The sequence below is a fragment of the Pseudomonas sp. ABa2 genome (genome assembly GCF_056676075.1).
In genome coordinates, this window is the sequence record NZ_CM155239.1 from 4,828,477 (window position 1) to 4,847,093 (window position 18,617).

The 18,617-nt window shown below is 69.0% G+C and carries 16 protein-coding genes and 1 pseudogene; 3 read left to right on the top strand and 14 right to left on the bottom strand.

Annotated elements, in window-relative coordinates; translation table 11 throughout:
• Nucleotides 1-2: 2 nt before the first annotated feature.
• The 6 genes from lysM to AC1G9C_RS23310 form a co-directional block, all read right to left on the bottom strand.
• The gene (gene lysM, locus AC1G9C_RS23285; protein WP_021443837.1) at nt 3-440 is read right to left on the bottom strand and encodes a peptidoglycan-binding protein LysM; all 438 of its coding nucleotides are present in this window, start codon (nt 438-440) and stop codon (nt 3-5) included.
• Between the two features lie 93 nt (nt 441-533).
• Nucleotides 534-1,361 (bottom strand): formate dehydrogenase accessory sulfurtransferase FdhD, encoded by an 828-nt coding sequence (fdhD, locus tag AC1G9C_RS23290; RefSeq protein ID WP_480408924.1) that lies wholly within the window; start codon nt 1,359-1,361, stop codon nt 534-536.
• A 172-nt stretch (nt 1,362-1,533) separates the two neighbouring features.
• The gene (locus tag AC1G9C_RS23295; RefSeq protein ID WP_397495746.1) at nt 1,534-1,779 is read right to left on the bottom strand and encodes a formate dehydrogenase subunit delta; all 246 of its coding nucleotides are present in this window, start codon (nt 1,777-1,779) and stop codon (nt 1,534-1,536) included.
• A 94-nt stretch (nt 1,780-1,873) separates the two neighbouring features.
• Entirely contained in the window at nt 1,874-4,717 is a 2,844-nt protein-coding gene (gene fdhF, locus AC1G9C_RS23300; RefSeq protein ID WP_480408925.1) for a formate dehydrogenase subunit alpha, read from the bottom strand.
• Nucleotides 4,718-4,732: 15 nt separating this feature from the next.
• Nucleotides 4,733-6,304, bottom strand: a complete 1,572-nt coding sequence (locus tag AC1G9C_RS23305) for a formate dehydrogenase beta subunit (RefSeq protein ID WP_480408926.1) — start codon at nt 6,302-6,304, stop codon at nt 4,733-4,735.
• The gene (locus tag AC1G9C_RS23310) at nt 6,301-6,795 is read right to left on the bottom strand and encodes a formate dehydrogenase subunit gamma (RefSeq protein WP_480408927.1); all 495 of its coding nucleotides are present in this window, start codon (nt 6,793-6,795) and stop codon (nt 6,301-6,303) included. The genes AC1G9C_RS23305 and AC1G9C_RS23310 overlap by 4 nt, the downstream gene beginning before the upstream one ends.
• Nucleotides 6,796-6,997: 202 nt before the next feature.
• Here AC1G9C_RS23310 and AC1G9C_RS23315 point away from each other — a divergent pair, with 202 nt between their 5' ends.
• Nucleotides 6,998-8,086 (top strand): substrate-binding domain-containing protein, encoded by a 1,089-nt coding sequence (locus AC1G9C_RS23315; protein ID WP_480408928.1) that lies wholly within the window; start codon nt 6,998-7,000, stop codon nt 8,084-8,086.
• A 145-nt stretch (nt 8,087-8,231) separates the two neighbouring features.
• The gene (locus AC1G9C_RS23320; RefSeq protein WP_397495742.1) at nt 8,232-8,699 is read left to right on the top strand and encodes a YMGG-like glycine zipper-containing protein; all 468 of its coding nucleotides are present in this window, start codon (nt 8,232-8,234) and stop codon (nt 8,697-8,699) included.
• On the opposite strand, the gene AC1G9C_RS23325 is transcribed toward AC1G9C_RS23320, so the two are convergent.
• The 6 genes and pseudogenes from AC1G9C_RS23325 to AC1G9C_RS23350 all read right to left on the bottom strand — a co-directional run bounded on the left by AC1G9C_RS23325 (nt 8,693) and on the right by AC1G9C_RS23350 (nt 15,339).
• Nucleotides 8,693-9,463: a DUF4824 family protein gene (locus AC1G9C_RS23325; RefSeq protein WP_480408929.1), complete on the bottom strand. Its 771-nt coding sequence runs from the start codon at nt 9,461-9,463 to the stop codon at nt 8,693-8,695. The two genes, AC1G9C_RS23320 and AC1G9C_RS23325, sit on opposite strands and share 7 nt — an antisense overlap.
• Nucleotides 9,460-10,534: pseudogene (locus AC1G9C_RS23330) on the bottom strand (DUF2157 domain-containing protein). The gene AC1G9C_RS23325 and the pseudogene AC1G9C_RS23330 overlap by 4 nt, the downstream one beginning before the upstream one ends.
• Before the next feature lie 63 nt (nt 10,535-10,597).
• Entirely contained in the window at nt 10,598-11,032 is a 435-nt protein-coding gene (locus AC1G9C_RS23335; protein ID WP_480408930.1) for an acyl-CoA thioesterase, read from the bottom strand.
• Nucleotides 11,033-11,087: 55 nt separating this feature from the next.
• Nucleotides 11,088-12,251, bottom strand: a complete 1,164-nt coding sequence (locus AC1G9C_RS23340) for an iron-containing alcohol dehydrogenase (protein WP_480408931.1) — start codon at nt 12,249-12,251, stop codon at nt 11,088-11,090.
• A gap of 59 nt (nt 12,252-12,310) precedes the next feature.
• The gene (locus AC1G9C_RS23345; protein ID WP_480408932.1) at nt 12,311-14,101 is read right to left on the bottom strand and encodes an acyl-CoA dehydrogenase C-terminal domain-containing protein; all 1,791 of its coding nucleotides are present in this window, start codon (nt 14,099-14,101) and stop codon (nt 12,311-12,313) included.
• Nucleotides 14,098-15,339 carry a 3-hydroxyacyl-CoA dehydrogenase gene (locus AC1G9C_RS23350; protein WP_480408933.1) on the bottom strand — a complete coding sequence of 414 codons (1,242 nt, stop codon included), beginning with the start codon at nt 15,337-15,339 and terminating at the stop codon, nt 14,098-14,100. Before AC1G9C_RS23350 ends, AC1G9C_RS23345 begins: the two co-directional genes overlap by 4 nt.
• A 98-nt stretch (nt 15,340-15,437) precedes the next feature.
• Between AC1G9C_RS23350 and AC1G9C_RS23355 the strand changes: the two genes are divergently transcribed.
• Nucleotides 15,438-16,337 (top strand): LysR family transcriptional regulator, encoded by a 900-nt coding sequence (locus AC1G9C_RS23355; protein ID WP_480408934.1) that lies wholly within the window; start codon nt 15,438-15,440, stop codon nt 16,335-16,337.
• A 45-nt stretch (nt 16,338-16,382) separates the two neighbouring features.
• On the opposite strand, the gene AC1G9C_RS23360 is transcribed toward AC1G9C_RS23355, so the two are convergent.
• Both AC1G9C_RS23360 and AC1G9C_RS23365 read right to left on the bottom strand, forming a co-directional pair.
• Nucleotides 16,383-17,684 carry an NTP/NDP exchange transporter gene (locus AC1G9C_RS23360; RefSeq protein ID WP_480408935.1) on the bottom strand — a complete coding sequence of 434 codons (1,302 nt, stop codon included), beginning with the start codon at nt 17,682-17,684 and terminating at the stop codon, nt 16,383-16,385.
• Between the two features lies 1 nt (nt 17,685).
• Nucleotides 17,686-18,606 (bottom strand): aldo/keto reductase, encoded by a 921-nt coding sequence (locus AC1G9C_RS23365; RefSeq protein WP_480408936.1) that lies wholly within the window; start codon nt 18,604-18,606, stop codon nt 17,686-17,688.
• Nucleotides 18,607-18,617 lie beyond the last annotated feature (11 nt).

An 18,617-nucleotide genomic window follows, 5' to 3' on the forward strand; every position in this document is an offset into this window, starting at 1 on the left:
GTTTATTCGGGAATGCGCAATACCTGCCCCGGGTAGATCTTGTCCGGGTGGCCGAGCATCGGTTTGTTGGCCTCGAAGATCTTCATATAGGCATTGGCGTTGCCGTATTCGATCTTGGCGATGGCGCTCAGGGTGTCGCCCTTCTTCACCGTGACGAAGCGCGCCGCCAGCGCCGGCGTGACGACGCCGATCTGGTCGTCCACCTCGCCGACCCCGGCGACGTTGCCCAGGACCAGGAGGATCTTCTCCTTCTCTTCCTGGCTGGCCACCTCGCCGCGGGCGGTTACCTTGTCGCCCTCGACGCTGACCTCGATATTCGGGTTGCCCAGGCCGACCTTGGCCACGTGCTCCTTGAGCGATTCGGCGGCCTGCGCCTCCTGACCCACCAGCGACTCCCACAGCTTGACCCCGGCTTCTTTGACAAAGGCGAAGATACTCATGGCGATTCCTCTCGTGCCTTGTGGATGGCCGGGCAGGCAGCGCCCGGAAGCGCAAGTCTAGATGCTGCAGGGCGGGTGGGCGCGCCGTTGGTCTCAGAGTGGCGCCGGGCTGTAGACCCTCGGCGCGCTATGGTGCGGCAGGTGGATCAGGTTGAGGCGGTGCTGGCGCGCCCAGCGCACGCACAGGTCGGTGGGCGCCGAGAGGCTGACCAGGCTGGCGAAGCCGGCGCGCACCGCCTTGTGGATCAGCTCCAGGCTGCAGCGGCTGGTGACCACGGCGAAACCGCGGCGGCCGTCGCGGCCCTCGCGGCGCAGCGCGCCGATCAGCTTGTCCAGGGCGTTGTGGCGGCCGATATCCTCGCGGCACAGGACGATCTCGCCCTGTTCGTCGACGAACAGCGCGGCGTGCAGCGCGCCGCTGTGGCGCGCCAGGCGCTGCACCGCGGCGATGCGTGCGCGCAGCTCATGCAGGTGCGCGGCCGGCGGCAGGGGGCTGTCGGCCAGCTCGGTCAGTTGCGGCAGCGCCTGCTCCAGCGCCGCCACCCCGCACAGGCCGCAGCCGCTGGTGCCGGCCAGATTGCGCCGCTGCTGCTTGAGCGCCCAGAAGGCGCGGTTGGCGATCTGCACCTCGGCGTGAAAGGCCTCGCCCTGACGGCCGATCTGGATGTCGTAGATTTCCTCGACGCCCTCGACCAGCGCGCCGCTCAGGCTGAAGCCGACCACGAAATCCTCCAGCGCGCTGGGCGAGACCATCATCACCGCATGACTGATGCCGTTGTAGGCGATGGCCAGGGCGCACTCCTCGGCCAACACCGCATGGCCGCTGCGCGCCGCCTGGTCCAGCTCGACATAGGCGTAGCCGTCCGGCGCCGGGTGGGCGGTGCGATCATCGGCGAGCGGGTCGGCGGTACGGCGTGACATGGGATGCTGGCTCCTCGCGAGGATCGTAGGGTGGATCACGCTTTACCGATCCACCGTGGTGCCGCAATGGTGGATGAAAAGAGCGTCATCCACCCTACGCCGAACCGAGACTTTAGGTTATCCGACACTTGCGGCTGTCTGCTGCGCACGGCCTGGGCGGCCCCGCGACACCCTACAGGGCTCGCGCGGCCTGCGGCTCGATCTGCCCGCGCAAATCGCGCAGCACCTGCAGCACGAACTCGCTCAAGCCCTCACCGCCGCTGGCGTCCAGGTGAGCGTAGAGCGCCGTGCGCATCTGCGGGTCCCACTGCCGCTTGAGGTGCTGGGCGTACTCCGTGCGCGCCTGGGCGGGATCGGGCTGGGAGGCGAAGAAGGCGCCGATCTGGTTGGCCATCTTGATCAGTTGCGTGGCGTTCATGCCCATCGAAAGGTCCCCCTGGGTAGGATGGGTCGGGCCGCGTAGGTCGAGCGCAGCGATACCCGGGCCGCCGGGCAGGTGCCCCGCACGCCGGTCATAGCTGCACCACCTTGATCTGCGGCAGCAGGTTGACCTGCTCGCGGGTGAAGGTATCGAACTCCTGCTGCCAGTCTGACGGCGCCTCGACCTTGCGCACCTGTACCGCGGTGACCTTGTACTCCGGGCAGTTGGTGGCCCAGTCGGAGTTGTCGGTGGTGATCACGTTGGCGCCGGATTCCGGGTGGTGGAAGGTGGTGTACACCACGCCCGGCTGCATGCGCTCGGTGACCCTGGCGCGCAGCACCGTCTCGCCGGCGCGGCTGTCGATGCCGACCCAGTCGCCGTCCTTGATGCCGCGGTCCTCGGCGTCCACCGGGTGCAGTTCCAGCACGTCCTCGGGGTGCCAGGCCGTGTTGGCGGTGCGCCGGGTCTGCGCGCCGACGTTGTACTGCGAGAGGATGCGCCCGGTGGTCAGCACCAGCGGCCGCTTGCGCGAGGTGCGCTCGTCGGTGGGGATGTACTCGGTGACCATGAAGCGCCCCTTGCCGCGCACGAAGGCGTCCTCGTGCATGATCGGCGTGCCTTGCGGCGCCTCGTCGTTGCACGGCCACTGGATGCTGCCCAGGCGCTCGAGCTTGGCATAGCTGACGCCGCTGAAGGTCGGCGTCAGCGCGGCGATCTCGTCCATGATCTCGGACGGATGGCGGTAGTGCATCGGGTAGCCGAGGGCGTTGGACAGCGCCACTGTCACTTCCCAGTCTTCCTTGCCGGCCAGCGCCGGCATCACCTTGCGCACCGGCGAGATGCGCCGCTCGGCGTTGGTGAAGGTGCCGTTCTTCTCCAGGAAGGAGGCGCCGGGCAGGAACACGTGGGCGTACTTGGCGGTTTCGTTGAGGAACAGGTCCTGCACCACCACGCACTCCATGGCCTTGAGCGCATCGGTGACGTGCTGGGTGTCGGGGTCGGACTGCGCCGGGTCCTCGCCCTGGATGTAAATGCCCTTGAAGGTGCCGGCATGGGCCGCAGCGAACATGTTGGGGATGCGCAGGCCCGGCTCGTCGAGCAGCTTGACGCCCCAGGCCGCCTCGAACTGCGGCCGCGCCACCGGGTCGGAGACGTGGCGGTAGCCCGGCAGTTCGTGAGGGAAGGAACCCATGTCGCAGGAGCCCTGCACGTTGTTCTGTCCGCGCAGCGGGTTCACCCCCACCCCGGGCCGGCCGATATTGCCGGTGGCCATGGCCAGGTTGGCGATCGCCATCACGGTGGACGAGCCCTGGCTGTGCTCGGTGACGCCCAGGCCGTAGTAGATCGCCGCGTTGCCGCCAGTGGCGTACAGGCGGGCGGCCGCGCGCACCGAGGCGGCCGGCACGCCGGTCAGGGCTTCCATGGCCTCGGGGCTGTTGCGCGGTTCGCTGACGAAGGCGCGCCACTGCGCGAAGGCTTCGGCCTCGCAGCGCTCAGCGACAAAGGCCTCGTCCACCAGTTTCTCCGTGACTATCACATGGCCCAGGCTATTGAGCAGGGCGACGTTGCTGCCCGGACGCAGCTGCAGGTGATGCTCGGCCCGGATGTGCGGGCTGCGCACCAGGTCGATGCCGCGCGGGTCGGCGACGATCAGCTTGGCGCCCTCGCGCAGGCGGCGCTTGAGCTGCGAGCCGAACACCGGGTGACCGTCGGTGGGGTTGGCACCGATCACCAGCACCACGTCGGCGGCCAGCACCGAGTCGAAGTCCTGGGTACCGGCGGACTCGCCGAGGGCCACCTTGAGGCCGTAGCCGGTCGGCGAATGGCAGACCCGCGCGCAGGTGTCGACGTTGTTGTTGCCGAAGGCGGCGCGCACCAGTTTCTGCACCAGGTAGGTTTCCTCGTTGGTGCAGCGCGAGGAGGTCAGCCCGCCGACCGCGTGGCTGCCGTACTGCGCCTGGATCTCCTTGAAGCGCCGGGCGGCATGGCCGATGGCCTCGTCCCAGCTCACCGGGCGCCAGGGCTCATGGATGCTGTCGCGGATCATCGGCGTCTTGATGCGGTCCGGGTGGGTGGCGTAACCCCAGGCGAAGCGGCCCTTGACGCAGGCGTGGCCGTGGTTGGCGTGGCCATTCTTGTTCGGCACCATGCGCACCACGGTGTTGCCCTTGACCTCGGCGTTGAACGAGCAGCCGACGCCGCAGTAGGCGCAGGTGGTGGTGACGCTGCGCTCGGCCTGGCCCAGCTCGATCACCGACTTTTCCATCAGCGTGGCGGTCGGGCAAGCGTTGACGCAGGCGCCGCAGGACACGCACTCGGAGTCGAGGAAGTCCTCGTCCTGGCCGGCAGCCACGCGCGAATCGAAGCCACGGCCGTCGATGGTCAGGGCGAAGGTGCCCTGCACTTCCTCGCAGGCGCGCACGCAGCGGTTGCAGACGATGCACTTGGACGGGTCGTAGCTGAAATAGGGGTTGGACTCGTCCTTGGCCTCGGCCAGGTGGGTCTTCACCGGGTCGTAGCGCACCTCGCGCAGGCCGACCACGCCGGCCATGTCCTGCAGCTCGCAGTTGCCGTTGGCCGAGCAGGTCAGGCAGTCCAGCGGGTGGTCGGAGATGTACAGCTCCATGGTGCCGCGACGCAGTTCGGCCAGTTTCGGGCTCTGCGTGCGCACCACCATGCCCGCCTCCACCGGGGTGGTGCAGGAGGCGGGGAAGCCGCGGCGGCCTTCGATTTCCACCATGCACAGGCGGCACGAGCCGAAGGGTTCCAGGCTGTCGCTGGCGCACAGCTTGGGCACGGCGATGCCGGCCTCCTGGGCCGCGCGCATCAGCGAGGTGCCGGCCGGCACGGTGATGGCGTTGCCGTCGATTTCCAGGGTTACCGGAGCACCGCTGCGAGCAGGGGTGCCATAGTCGAGTTCACGATACAGGGCCATGGGGACGCCTCCGGATCAGCGGGCTTCGGCGGCGTCTTGCGCCATGCCGAAGTCCTCGGGAAAGTGGTTGATGGCGCTCATCACCGGATAGGGGGTCATGCCGCCAAGGGCGCAGAGCGAGGCGCCGAGCATGGTGTCGCAGAGGCTCTTGAGCAGCTCGATGCGCCCCGGCTGCGGGCCTTCGGAGCGAGCGACTATGATCTGCGCCAGCAGCTCCTCGCCGCGGGTCGAGCCGATGCGGCAGGGCGTGCACTTGCCGCAGGACTCCACCGCGCAGAACTCCATGGCGTAACGGGCCATGTCGGCCATGTCGACGCTGTCGTCGAATACCACGATGCCGCCGTGGCCGAGCACCGCGCCGAGGGCGGCGAAGGCCTCGTAGTCCAGCGGCGTGTCGAACTGCGACTCGGGCAGGTAGGCGCCGAGCGGGCCGCCGACCTGCACAGCGCGGATCGGCCGGCCGCTGGCCGAACCGCCGCCGTACTCGTAGAGCAGCTCGCGCAGGGTGATGCCGAAGGCCTTCTCGATCAGGCCGCCGCGGGCGATGTTGCCGGTCAGCTGGATCGGCAGGGTGCCGAGCGAGCGGCCCATGCCGTAGTCCTTGTAGTAGGCGCCGCCCTTGTCGAGGATGATCGGCACCGAAGCCAGCGAGATCACGTTGTTGATCACCGTCGGCTGGCCGAACAGGCCCTCGATGGCTGGCAGCGGCGGCTTCGGCCGCACGGTGCCGCGCTTGCCCTCGATGCTTTCCAGCAGCGCGGTTTCCTCGCCGCAGATATAGGCGCCGGCGCCGCGGCGCAGCTCCAGATGGAAGGCCTTGCCGCTGCCGAGCACATCATCGCCCAGGTAGCCGGCGGCCGTGGCGCGGGCGATGGCCTCGAGCAGTGTCGCCTCGGCGTGCGGGTATTCCGAGCGCAGGTAGATGTAGCCCTTGGTCGCCCCAACGGCCAGGCCGGCGATGCACATGCCCTCGATCAGCACGTAGGGGTCGTCTTCCATCACCATGCGGTCGGAAAAGGTGCCCGAGTCGCCTTCGTCGGCGTTGCAGACGATGTACTTCTGCTGGGCCTGGCAGCCGAGCACGGTGCGCCACTTGATGCCGGTGGGGAAGGCCGCGCCGCCACGGCCGCGCAGGCCGGACTCGGTAACCTCGGCGACTATCGCCTCGGGCGCCATGCCGAGGGCGCGCTTGAGGCCACGGTAGCCATCGTGAGCAATGTAGTCCTCCAGCGACAGCGGGTCGGTGATGCCGACGCGGGCGAAGGTCAGGCGCTCCTGGCGCTTGAGGTAGTCGATTTCCTCGGTCAGGCCCTGGCCCAACGCATGCGCCTTGCCTTCGAGGAAACCGGCATCGAACAGCCCGGCGACGTCGCGCGCCTTGACCGGACCGTAGGCGACGCGGCCGGCCGGCGTGGCGACCTCGACCAGCGGTTCGAGCCAGAACAGCCCGCGCGAGCCGTTGCGCACCAGTTGCACCTCGATACCGCGCGCCGCAGCCTCGGCGACGATGGCCTGGGCCACCTTGTCGGCGCCCAGGCTGAGCGCGGTGGCGTCGCGCGGGACGAAGACCTTGATCGACTCGCTCATGCGCGTGCCTCCTGTTCGGCCAGCAGCGCCAGCAGTTCATCGGCATCGACACGGCCGTGCAGCTCGCCGTTGAGCATGGCGTTCGGCGCACAGGCGCAGTTGCCCAGGCAGTACACCGGCTCGAAGCTGAGGCTGCCGTCCGCACGGGTCTCGCCCAGCGGCAGGCCGAGTTTCTCCTCGAGCTCGGCGGTCAGCGCCTTGCCCCCCATCGACTGGCAGGCCTCGGCCTGGCACAGCTTGAGCACCTGGCGACCGGGCGGCGTGGCACGAAAATCGTGATAGAAGCTGACCACCCCGTGCACCTCGGCGCGCGACAGGCAGAGGTCCTCGGCGATCAGCGGCAGCAGCTCGGGCGGCACCGCGCCGAGGCGGTCCTGGATGTCGTGGAGGATCGGCAGCAGGGCGCCGGGCTGGCCGCGGTGGGCGGCCAGCACCTCGCGGGCGACGGCCTGGCACTGCTCGGGGGCAAAGCGCTGGGGAAGAACAGCCATATTCGATACTCCAGCCGGCGGAGGTCGCCGGTACTGTCGGGGGAGATAATCCGCGCCAGTCACGGCTGCTGGTCGGCTTATCCCAAGCGAAGCCATTGGGCTCGCCATATATGAAGTAAAGTTCTTATACTCGGACGCAAAGCGCCCATGCACGGCAAACTAACATGGGAAATTGGCCACACAAATATGAAGCCTTGAACATATGATCCGTATCGATATCCAGCCGCGCTGGCGTTTCCACCAGCGCGACGGCAGCAGCCTCGACCCGCAGGGGCTGGAACTGCTGCAGGCGGTACACGACACCGGCAAGCTCACCGAGGCCGCCGCCCGCGTCGGCTATTCCTACCGCCATGCCTGGAACCTCTTGGGCAAGTGGCAGGCGTTCTTCGGCAGTCCGCTGATCGAGCTGGAGCGCGGCAAGGGCGCGCGCCTGGCGCCGCTGGGCGAGAAGCTGCTGTGGGCCGACCAACGCATCCGCGCGCGGCTGTCGCCGCAGCTGGACAACCTGGCCGGCGAGCTGGAGCTGGAGCTGAACCGGGTGCTGCAGGCCAGCAATCCCGGCCTGCGCATCCACGCCAGCCACGGTTTCGCCGTGGCGGCGCTGCGCGAGTGGCTGGAGCGCGACCCCGGCTGGCAGTGGGAGGTGCAGTTTCGCAGCGGCAGCGAGGCGATCATCGCCCTGCATCGCCACGACTGCGAGGTGGCCGGCCTGCACGTGCCGGCCGGGCCGCTCGGCGCACTGAGCATGGCCCGCATCCAGCCCTGGCTGCGCCCCGACCAGCGGGTGATCACCTTCGTCGTGCGCACCCAGGGGCTGATGCTCGCCCCCGGCAACCCGCACGGCGTGCGCGGCCTGGCGGACCTGGCGCGCGGCGAGCTGCGCTTCGTCAACCGCGAGCCCGGTTCGGGCACCCGCCTGCTGCTGCAGGACCTGCTGCAGCGCGACAGCCTGGACAGTGCGGCGATCAGCGGTTTTCACAACGAGGAGTTCACCCACGCGGCGGTGGCCGCCTACGTCGCCAGCGGCATGGCCGACGCCGGCTTCGGCGTCGAGGCGGCGGCGCGCCGCTTCGGCCTGGATTTCATCCCAATGGCCCGCGAGCACTATTGCCTGCTGTGCCGCGAGGACAGCCTCGAGCTGCCGGCCATGGCCGCCCTGCTGCGGGTGCTGCAGAACCCGGAGTTCCAGGCACGTATCGGCCAACTGCCCGGCTACGCCCTCAGCCGCCCCGGCGAGGTGCTGCCGCTGACCCAGGCGCTGGAGCAGTGGGGCCGCGAGAGCCTGCTGTGAGCGCCACCCCTACGCCCGTTTGGCGAAACCGTGAACCAGTTCCACAACCAGACCAGTGGCCGACGGGAGGTCGGGAACCCGGCATGGGCGCCGCAGGTCAATGGAGCAACTCTCGCCGCAAGGCGGCTCTGTCATCGAGGTGTTCATGAAGTCACTGCAACTGCTGTTCCTCTCCCTTAGCCTGACCAGTGGCGCCGCCCTGGCCGGCAATACCGAAGCCGGTATTGGCGGCGCTCTGGGCGGAGTGCTGGGCGCTGCGGTCGGCAAACAGGTCGGCGGCAATACCGGCGCGGCCATCGGCGCCGGTATCGGCGGCGCGGCCGGCAGCGCGGTCGGCGCGGATCGGCGCAGCCGCACCGAAGCCGCCATCGGCGGCGCCCTGGGCGCGGCCGGCGGCAACGTGATCGGCCAGCAGGTCGGCGGCAACACCGGCGGCCTGGTCGGCGCGGCGGTGGGCGGCGGCGCCGGCGGCGCGCTGGGCAACCATATGGGCAACGCCAGCTACGACGATCGCCATTACCACCGCGACGACCGTCGTTACCGCCGCGACGTGCATCACCACCACTACCACGGCAAGCGGAAGCACAAGAAGCACTGGCATCGTCATCACTGACGAACGCTGAGCACCCAGGGCTCATGGCGACGGCCGAAGGCGACTTCGACCTGCACCTTGGGCCCTGTTTCGTCATGGCCCCGCGGCCAACCGCGAAACAACTCGCGGTAGGCGCGGGGCAGGCTCAAGCGAGCGCCGTCCAGGCGGATACTGGCACCGTAATCCGCCTGCGCGCCGTGCCGATAGGGCTCGATCCGCCCGGACAGCAGCACCTGGCGTCGCCGATCCGGCCAGCGCCGACGCAGCGCCTCGGCATCCACGCCCGCATCCACCAGCATCAGCCGACTGGCCTGCTGCTCCTCGTATTGCAGCTGGCGGCGGCGTTCGTCGCGCTGGCGCTGCAGCTCCTGATTGTCCGGCGCCGCCTGCAGGGCGCTTTCGGCGGCCTGCAGGGCCTGGCGCGCGCCGTCCAGCTGGCGGCGATAACCCGGACCGTCCAACTCCAGCACCAGCCAGACCCTGCGCGGCAACTGACGGCTTAGCGGCCGCTCGAGGCCCTCGGCGCTGAAGCCCAGTTCGTCCAGCTTGGCCGCGTCCAGCCAGGGCAGCCGCGCATTGCCGGCCGCATGGCGCCAGCTCAGCCGCAGACGCAGCCCGCTGTTCTCCTCGCCGCGCAACAGGGCATCGGACACCCGCTCCAGCTCGCGCGGGCTCAGCGTCAGGCGCGCCTCGGGCTCGCCGCTGCGGTTGTACCAGACGCCGCCGAGGGCGACCGCATTGCTCAGCAGGATCAAGCCCAGGCCCAGCCACAGCGCGCGGTTCATGCCGCACCGTCCTGGGCGCTGCGCCGCCAGCGTTGCAGCAGCACCAGCAACAGCAGGGCGATCAGCCCGAGCAGGAGGAAGAACAGGTAGCGCGGCAGCAACTGCCACCACCAGTCGAACAGCTTGGTGAACAGCATGAGCAGGGCGAAGACCAGGCCGCCGTTGACCACCTCGCCCCAGCCGCGGCGGATGCCGAGCCAGACCGCCAGGCCCGCCAGGACGAAGCCCAGCACCTGGTAGAAGGCCTCGACGCCACGCACCGGCCAGTCGAGGTAGCTGGACTCGCCCCAGTAGGACAGCAGCAATACCGGGCCGAGCAGGTAAAGCAGGCCCAGCGCCCGATAACAGGCGGCAAACCCCGGGTAGCGGCGCTGGTCGAGCCATTGCGGCAGCAACAGCAGCAGCGCCAGCGGCATGAAATGCTCCGGCCGCTGGCCCAGCGCCCACCAGTGCCAGCCGGCCCAGTCGCTCAGCCGCGCGGCGACGAACAGCCCCAGGCACAGCAGCGCCGCCACCAGCAGCAGACGCTGGCGCACCGAGTAGGCCAACAGCAGGGCCAGCGCAGCCCAGGGCAGCCCAGGGCAGCAGGGCATTGGGCGAGGGGGTGATATTGAAGATCTGCCCGAGCAGCGTCAGGTTGAGCACGAAGCAGACGAAGGCCAGCACGGCCGCCAGTTTGGCGTAGTAACCGGAGGCGTCGCGGCGCTGCAGCCAGAAGCACAGCGCCAGGCTGCCGAGGCTGCTGCCGAGCAGGATGGCGACCTGGGCCGCGGCGTCGAACAGGCCCCAGAACTGGTAGAACAAAAAGAACAATCCGGCCGCCAGAGCCAGCGCGCCGAACAGCGAGGCCAGGCGCATGCCCAGCGACAGCTGGCGGGCGCGGACATCGGCGTCGATATCCAGGGTCTGCCGGTAATGCGTCAGCAATTGCCGATGATGGGCGGCGACCGCCTGTTCCTGCACCTCGCTCAGCTGCAGCACTTGCTCGCGACGCAGCTCGGCCAGCTCCTCGGCGAAGGCGGCGATGCGCGCGGCGCGTTGCTGCGCCTGCTCGCGCTCGAGATCGGACATGGACACTACCTGGCAGATGACTGCCCACAGCCTAGCAGGCTGCTCGATCCTGGCGAACCCGGACTAGGCCACCAGCAGGCGTTCCAGCGCCGCGCGCAGGGCCGGCGGAATCGGTACTGGGCGATTGCTCGCACGGTCGACGAACACATGGACGAAGCGCCCGGCGGCGCAGGCCTGCTGCTCGCCGGCCTTGAACACCGCCAGCTCGTACTGCACCGAGCTGTTGCCCAGCTTGCCGACGCGCAGGCCGACCTCGATGGCGTCGGGGAAGGCGATAGAGGCGAAGTAGTCGCAGCTGGAGCTGACCACGAAGCCGACCACCTCGCCGGCATGGATGTCCAGGCCGCCTGCCGCGATCAGGTAGGCATTCACCGCGCTGTCGAAGTAGCTGTAATAGGTCACGTTGTTGACGTGGCCGTAGAGGTCGTTGTCGTGCCAGCGCGTGGTGATCGGCTGAAAGTGGCGGTAGTCGCCACGCAGGTGTTGGGGTTGGCTCATCGATAATCCTTGGGGTGGCTTCGGTGCGCGTGGCGCACCCTACGGCAATCTCGTCTCAATAGGCCGCCTGATAGATGGCCAGCGCCTGCTGCTCGTTCATTTCGCGCGGATTGTTCACCAGCAGGCGCTGCTGCAGCATGGCGTCCGCCGCCAGCGTCGGCAACATGGCCTCGCTCACCCCGGCATCGCGCAGCCGCGTCGGCAGGCCGCTGCGCTGGCTGAAGCCGGCCAGGGCCTCGATCAGCTGCTCGGTCTGCGCCGCCGCACTGCCCGCCCGCAACTGCTCGTCCAATACCAGCGGCGCCAGCTCGGCGTACAGCGGCGCAGCCGCTGGTGCGTTGAACGCCAGCACCTGCGGCAGCACCAGGGCGTTGGACAGCCCATGAGGAATATGGAAATGCCCGCCCAGCGGGTAGGCCAGCGCATGCACCGCCGCCACCGGCGCGTTGGCGAAGGCCTGTCCGGCCAGGCAGGCGCCGAGAAGCATGGCCTGGCGCGCCTCGCGGTTGCCGCCGTTGTGCACCACCTCATCGAGATTGGCTGCCAGCAGACGCAGGGCTTCGCGCGCCAGCAGATCGGAGAGCGGGTTTTTCTTCAGCGCGCTGGTGTAGGCCTCGATGGCATGCACCATGGCGTCGATGCCGGTGGCGGCGGTGACCGCAGGGGGCAGGCCGAGGGTCAGGTCGGCATCGAGCAAGGCCAGATCCGGCAGCAGCAGCGGCGAAACCACGCCCAGCTTGGTGGTCTCGCCGGTGGTGACGATGGCGATCGGCGTCACCTCCGAGCCGGTTCCAGCGGTGGTCGGCACCTGGATCAGCGGCAGGCGCCGACCGCGGGCATTGCCCACGCCATAGATCTCGTTCAACGCCTGACCGCAGTCGGGATGGGCCAACAAGGCCACCAGCTTGGCCACGTCCATCGAGCTGCCGCCACCGAAACCGACCACCAGCTCCGCCTGCAGCTCACGGGCCTGGGCCACGGCGGCCAGTACCACGGCCTCAGGCGGGTCGGCCAGCACCTGGTCGAACACCTGCACGCCCAGGCCGGCGCGGGTGAAGCCCGGCAGCAAGGGCTCCAGCAGGCCGAGACGGGTGATACCGGGGTCGGTGACGATCAACACGCGCCGGGCGCCGCGCTCGCGACAGAGTTCGGCCAGACGCAGACTGGCGCCGGATTCGCAGAGGATCTGTGCGGTGGTGGCGAAGCTGAAGGGATGCATGGGGTGCTCCTCTTGTTATCTGGTTTCCTTCGGTGCGCACGGCACACCAATAACCCGCGTTAGAACGCGAAACTGTCCTCATCCATGGCCATCAGGCACTGCGCGCCGCCCAGCAGGGCTTCGCGGTGCGCACTGGCGCGCGGCAGCACGCGGCGCAGGTAGAACTCGGCACTGTGCAGCTTGGCCTGGTAGAACGCCGCCTCGCCGCTACCTGCCTCCAGCGCATCCTGCGCCCGCGCCGCGGCCTGCAGCCAGAAACCGGCGAGCAGCACGTAGGCCGAGTACTGGAGAAAATCCACCGAAGTGGCACCGATCTCCTGTGGGTCGCGCTGGCAGGCGGCTAGCACTTCCGTGCTCAGCTCGCGCCATTCGCCCAGACGGCCCTGCACGACGGTCGCCATTCCCTTCAGCGCCGGGCGCGTGGCCTGGGCATCGCACAGCGCGCTAAATTCGGCCTGCAGCGCGCTCAATTCGGCACCGCCGTCGCCCAGCAGCTTGCGGCGGATATAGTCCAGCGCCTGGATGCCGTTGGTGCCTTCGTAGAGCTGTGTGATGCGGCTATCGCGCATCAGCTGCTCCATGCCCCACTCGCGGATAAAGCCGTGCCCGCCGTAGACCTGCACGCCATGGCTGGCCACTTCCTGGCCCATGTCGGTGAAGAACGCCTTGACCATGGGGATTAGCAGCGCCGCGCGCTTGCCGGCGGCCTTACGCGCCTCGGCCGACTCGGCGCCGTGCTCCAGGTCGAGCTGGCGCGCGGTGTAGGCGGCGAGCATGCGGCAGCCCTCGACCAGGGTCTTCTGCGTCAGCAGCATGCGCCGCACGTCGGGATGAACGATGATCGGATCGGCCGCCTTGTCCGGCGCTTGCACGCCCGCCAGACCACGCGACTGCAGGCGTTCACGGGCGTAGCGCAACGCACCCTGGTAGGCCGCCTCGCCAATGCCGAGGCCCTGCAGGCCGACCTGAAAGCGCGCGTCGTTCATCATGGTGAACATGCAGGCCAGGCCCTGGTTGGCCTCGCCCACCAGCCAGCCGGTGGCGCCGTCGAAGTTCATCACGCAGGTGGAGGCCCCCTTGATGCCCATCTTGTGCTCGATGGCCCCGCACGACAGGCTATTGCGTTCGCCAGGCGTACCATCGGCGGCGGCGATAAATTTCGGCACCAGCAGCAGCGAAATGCCCTTCACGCCAGCAGGCGCATCGGGCAGGCGCGCCAGCACCAGGTGGACGATGTTCTCGGAGAAATCCTGCTCGCCGCCGCTGATAAAGATCTTGCTGCCGCTGACCTTGTAGCTGCCGTCGGCCTGCGGCTCGGCGCGGGTGCGCAGCAGGGCCAGGTCGGTGCCGGCCTGCGGCTCGGTCAGGCACATGGTGCCGGTCCACTGGCCGCTGACCAGCTTGCCGAGGTACTGCTGCTTCAGCGTTTCGCTGCCATGCTTGTGCAACGCCAGCACGGCGCCCTCGGTCAGCCCGGAGTAGACGCGGAAGGACAGCGAGGCACCCATCAGCATCTCGTGGAAGGCGAAGGCCACCAGTTGCGGAAAGCCCTGGCCGCCGTACTCCACCGGCCCGGTCATGCTCGCCCAGCCGTTGTCCACGTATTGCCGGTAGGCCTCGGCAAAGCCCTTGGGCGTGCTGACCTGACCATTCTCCAGGCGGCAGCCCTCCTCGTCGCTGTTGCGATTGAGCGGCGCGACCTCGCCCGCGGCGAAGGCCGCGGCCTCTTCCAGCACGCCGTCGATCAGCTCGCGATCCAGGCCGTTGCCCAGGCGCTCGCAGTGGCCGGCGGCGTCGAACAGTTCGTGCAGCACGAAGCGCATATCGCGCAATGGCGCCTGATAGCTCATACCCGGCCCTCCTGTACGTCGGAGAATCGCTTGTTCTGACTGACCAGCCGCTCGATCAGCGCCGCCGGCTGCCAGTGCGCGCCGAAACGCTCGGTCAGTTGCAGCAGGCGCCGATGAATCGCCGCGACACCCTCGCCGTCGGCCCAGGCCATTGGTCCGCCGCGCTCGGCAGGAAAGCCGTAGCCGTTCAGATAGACCAGATCGATGTCGCGGCTGTTGGCGGCGATGTTCTCTTCGAGAATCTTCGCCCCCTCGTTGACCAGCGCCAGCAGGCAGCGCTCGAGAATTTCCTCGGTGCCGATATCGCGGCGGGTGAAGCCCAGGCGTTCGGCCTCGGCCTGCACCAGCGCGTCCACTTGCGGATCGTGCTCGGCCTGCCGGCTGCCGGGTGCGTAGCGGTAATAGCCCTGGCCGCTCTTCTGGCCGAAGCGGCCCAGCTCGCACAGGCGGTTGTCCACCTGCACCGCCGGGTCGTCCTGGCCCCGGCCGGCCAGCTCGCGGGCGCGCCATTCCAGGTCGATGCCGACCACGTCGTACATGCGAAACGGCCCCATGGCGAAGCCGAAGCCCTGCAGCGCCGCATCCACCTGCTGCGGCCAGGCGCCCTCGAGCAGCAGCAGGCGCGCCTCGCGCACGTAGGTGTGCAGCATGCGGTTGCCGATAAAGCCGTGGCAGTTGCCGGCCACCACCGCCACCTTGCCCATACGCGCGCCCAGCTCCTGCGCGGCCTGCAGCACGACCGGCGCGGTCTTGCCGCCGCGCACGATCTCCAGCAGCTTCATGATGTGCGCCGGGCTGAAGAAATGCAGGCCCAGCACCGCCTCCGGCCGCGCGGTGACGGCGGCGATGGCGTCGATATCCAGCGCCGAGGTGTTGCTGGCGAGGATGGCGCGGGGCTTCATCAGCCCGTCCAGCTCGCGGAAGATGCGTTGCTTGAGCTCGAGATTCTCGTACACCGCCTCGATCACCAGGTCGGCATCGGCCAGCGCCGCGTAGCCGTCCACCGCCTCGACACGCGCCCGCCGCGCTGCGGCCTCGGCCGCATCGATGCGGCCCTTGGCGACGTTGTGCGCCCAGGTGTCTGCGGCCATCGCCAGGCCCTGCTCGACCATCTGCGGGTTGTTGTCCAGCCACAGCACGCGCAGGCCGGCGTTGGCCAGGCTGATGACGATGCCGCGGCCCATGGTGCCGGCGCCGATCACGGCGGCACAGCGAAGCGGCGAGACGACTTGAGTCATTGTTGTTCCTCTCGGGTACGCAGGAAAAAGCTTGGGTCACCATAAGCAAGCCGCTACTATTTTTGAAATTTAGTCTTGTGATACGACGTATTCAGTAGATGAATTTCACCAACTTCGATCTCAACCTGCTGCGCGTGCTCGACGCCCTGCTGCGCGAACAGAACGTCTCGCGCGCCGCCGAACGCCTGGCGCTGAGCCAGCCGGCGGTGAGCAATGCCCTGGGGCGTCTGCGCGAACTGCTCGGCGATCCGCTGCTGGTGCGCGTCGGCCGGCGCATGCAGCCGACGCCGCGGGCGCTGGCGCTGGAGGCGCCGATCCGCAGCGCGCTGCGTCAGCTGGAGCAGAGCCTGAGCGCCGGCGAGGCCTTCGAGCCGGGCGAGAGCCGTCAGCGCTTTCGCATCGCCGTCACCGATTACGTCGAGCTGGTGTGCATGCCGCGCCTGCTCGACCGTCTCAGCCAGAAGGCGCCGGGCATCGGCATCGACATCCGCCACCTCAGCCCCAGCCTGCCGATGGAGGCGCTGGACAAGGGCGAGCTGGACCTGGTGCTGGGCCGTTTCGACGAGATGCCGGCGCGTTTCGCCCGCCGTCACTGGATGAGCGAGACGCTCAAGCTGGCGGTGCGCCGCGAGCATCCGCGGCTGCGCCAGGGCAGCCTGGATCTGGAGACTTTCCTGCGCCTGCGTCACCTCTGGGTGCATGGCGGGCAGACCCGCGGCATGGTCGATCAGTGGCTGGGCGAACAGGGCCTGTCGCGGCAGATCTTCTACACCACGCCGAACTACCTGCAGGCGGCGCACATAGTCGCCGGCAGCGAGCTGGCGGTGGTGCTGCCCACCGCCCTGGCCCGGCATTTCGCCACCTTGCTGCCGCTTGAGCTGTTCGACCTGCCCTTCGCCTTGGGCCCCTTCCACCTGGAGATCGTCAGCCTGGCGCAACGTCAGCGCGACGCCGCGCTGCAGTGGCTGATCGAGGAAATCCTCGCGCTGGCCGAGTAGGTTGGGCTGAGGAGCCCGCGACCAAGCCCAACGGCGCCGACGCCATCACCACCGCCCGCTGCGCTCGGCACCAACCTGGCGATCCGCGCGGCTGCCCAGGTACCAGCCGAGCGCGCTCCATAGCGCGGCGCACAGCGCGCCGACCAGCGCCACCAGCCAGGCGCCGTGGCCGAGCAGGTCCAGCCCGGCCTTGGCCCAGCCGCTCAGGGCATCGCCGCCGCGATAGACCACGGTGTCGATAAAGTTCTTCGCCTTGTATTTGCTCTCGGCGTCCAGCGGGGCGAAGAGCATCTCGCGCCCCGGCCGGACGAAGGCGTACTCGCCGATGCGCCGCACTATCATCAGCGCCGCCAGCACGGCGAAGGTCGGCGCCAGCGCCAGGCCGAGAAAACCCAGGCACACCAGCGCCGGCACGGCGGACAGCAGCGCGCGCACGCCGAGCCGCTGCGCCACCCGCCCGGTGACGAACAGCTGCGCGGTCAGCGCGCCGGCCTGCACGAGGAAATCGATCACGCCGAACACCCGCACCTGGGCGGCGCGATCCGGGAACAATTCGGCCACCAGACGCGCCTGCTCGAAGTAGAGGAAGGTGCTGACCGAGGTCAGCAGCAGGACGAAAGCGGCGATGCCCAGCAGATAGCGCGAGCCCAGCACCCGGGTCAGACCGCTGAAGGGATTGCCCGGCACCGGCCGCCGCGGGCTTTCGCTGGGCGTCGCGCCGGGGCGCCCGGCGCCGGCGCGTGCGCGCCAGGCCATCAGGTAGCGCTTGAGCGCCATGGCCGCGCCGAGCAGCAGGGCGGCCAGCAACATCAGCCCGGCCTCGCCCAGCGCGCCGATCAGCAGCGCGCTCAGCAAAGGGCCGCACAGCCCGCCGACGCTGGCCCCGGCGGCGATAAAAGCGAACAGCCGGCGCGCCTGGGCGCCGTCGAACACGTCGGCCATCAGGCTCCAGGCCACCGAGATGACGAACAGGTTGTAGACCGAGATCCACACATAGAACACCCGCGCCAGCCAGACGCTGTCGTGATCGAGGCGAAACAGCAGGACGAAAACCAGCAGATTGAGGCCGAAGAAGCCGTACACCCAGTCGATGAAATGGATGCGCGGCACCCTGGAGTTGAGCCAGGCCAGCAGCGGCACCGCCAGCAGCATGGCGACGAAGGTGGCGCTGAACAGCCACTGCAGGTTCTCTACCCCGCCGGCGATGCCCATGGCTTCGCGAATCGGCCGCAACATGAAGTAGCCGGCGAACAGGCAGAAGAACAGGGCGAAGCCGGCCAGCACCGCGACCAGCTCCTGCGCCTCGGCATTGATCGCCCGCGCCAGGCGCCGCTCGAGCGCCGTCATCTCAGGCGAACAGCTCGGCGATGCGCTTACGCTGCGCCGCGTCGGGCAGGCGGCCCTGGCCGGCCAGCAGGTTGTCGGCCATGTAGCGCGGGTTGGAGGTGGCCGGAATCACCGCGGTCACCGCCGGGTGGGCGAGGATGTACTTGAGCATCAGCTGCGCCCAGGAGCTGGCGTCCAGCTCCACCGCGGCCCAGTCCGGCAGCGCCTGGCCGCGCACCCGGTCGAACAGGGCGGCGCGCTGGAAGGGGCGGTTGATCAGGGTGGCGATGCCCTTGTCGGCGCAGTAAGGCAGCAGCTCGCGCTCGGCGTTGCGCTCGCCGATGGAGTAGTTGAACTGGACGAAATCCACCGGTTCGCGGCGCAGCACCTCGAGCAGGCGCTCGTGGGCCGAGTCGAGATAGTGGGTGATGCCGATATAGCGCACCCGCCCCTGCTGCTTCAGCTCGCGCAGCAGGCCGAGCTGGGTGGCGGTGTCCTGCAGGTTGTGCACCTGCACCAGGTCGAGGGTGTCGGTCTTGAGCGCGGCGAAGCTGGCCGCCAGCTGGCGCTCGCCGGCAGATCGCCCGGTGGAGGACACCTTGGTGGCGAGAAACAGCTTGCGCCGCAGGCCGTCCTCGGCCGCCAGCGCGCCGCACACCGCCTCGGCGCGGCCGTAGCTGGGCGCGGTGTCGATCAGGCTGGCGCCGCCGTTGACCAGGGTCCGCAGCACCTCGCGCAGCGGCGCCAGCGCCGCCTCGCTCAGGGCCACGTCGTGGGTGCGCGAAGTGCCCAGGCCGATCACCGGCAGCAGCTCGCCGCTGCTGGGAATCTGGCGCTGCGACAGGCTGGCGGCGGCGAATGCGCCGGCGGGCAGCCAGGGCGTCAACGCGGTCAGCGCGGCGAGGCTGGCGCTGTGCTGGAGAAAGCGGCGGCGACTGGGCATGGCGTGGCTCC